Genomic DNA, 1,026 nt, shown 5'->3' with positions numbered 1-1,026 from the left:
GGCTTCGCGGGTGCGGGGCTGACCGCGCTCGAGGCCTAGGCCGCGAGGAGCGATTTCGCTGCCGCGACGATCTTCGCTTCCGTCACCCGCACAGCGTCCTCGAGCGGGGGGCTGAAGGGCACGGGAAGGCGCGGCGCGCCGACCCGGCGGGCAGCTCGGAGGGCGCCCGGGCCCAGGCGCTCGACGACGCGCGAGAGGATCTCGCCGCCGAAGCCCCCCGCGCGCACCGCCTCGTGCACGACGAGCAGCCGCCCCGTGCGCGCGACCGAAGCGACGACCGCCTCCTCGTCCCAGGGCCAGAGCGTGCGCAGGTCGAGAAGATCGACCCCGGTGCCCTCGCGCGCCAGCGCCGCGGCCGCCCGTTCGCACTCGGGAACGATCGCCGACCAGCAGACGAGGGTGAGGTCGTCTCCCGACCGCACGCGACGCGCGACCCCGAAGGGCAGGGGGGCGATCTCGGTCGCCACCGGGCCGGTCGCGCCGAACAACGCCTTGGGGTCGAAGAACAGCACCGGGTCGTCCGAACGGATGGCCGCGACGAGAAGGCCCGCCGCATCGGCCGGCGTGGCGGGGGCGGCGACCACGACGCCGGGCAGGTGAGCGAACCACGCCTCCAGCGACTGGCTGTGCTGGGCGGCGGAGCTTCGCCACAGACCGTGCGGGGCGCGGATCACCACGGCGGGCTTCGCCTGGCCGCCGAACATGTAGCGGATCTTGGCGATCTGGTTGACGAGCTCGTCCATGGCGCAGAGAGCGAAGTCGAAGATCCGCATGTCGATCACCGGGCGCGTGCCGACGAGGGCGGCGCCGAGACCTGCTCCCATGATGGTCGCCTCTGAGATCGGAGTCGAAACGATCCGCTCGGGGCCGAATTCCTCGACCAGGCCGCGGTATTGGCCGAAGATGCCGCCGCGGGCGACGTCTTCGCCGAGCACCCAGACCGAGGGGTCGCGCCGCATCTCCTGCGCGACCGCGCGCCGCGTGGCCTCGACAAGGGTGATCGTCTCCAGCGCCGCCGGCGGCGGG

1 protein-coding gene is annotated in these 1,026 nt (G+C 73.5%); it reads right to left on the bottom strand.

From position 1 onward, the window contains the following. Nucleotides 1–35: 35 nt before the first annotated feature. Nucleotides 36–1,010 carry an alpha-ketoacid dehydrogenase subunit beta gene (locus tag NZ773_16140; protein MCS6803457.1) on the bottom strand — a complete coding sequence of 325 codons (975 nt, stop codon included), beginning with the start codon at nucleotides 1,008–1,010 and terminating at the stop codon, nucleotides 36–38. Nucleotides 1,011–1,026 lie beyond the last annotated feature (16 nt).

This window comes from Dehalococcoidia bacterium, from assembly GCA_025054935.1.
In the GTDB taxonomy this organism is placed as follows: Bacteria; Chloroflexota; Dehalococcoidia; order SpSt-223; family SpSt-223; genus JANWZD01.
The sequence above is the reverse complement of the archived record's forward strand: the minus strand, read 5'-3'. Positions and strand labels throughout refer to the sequence as shown.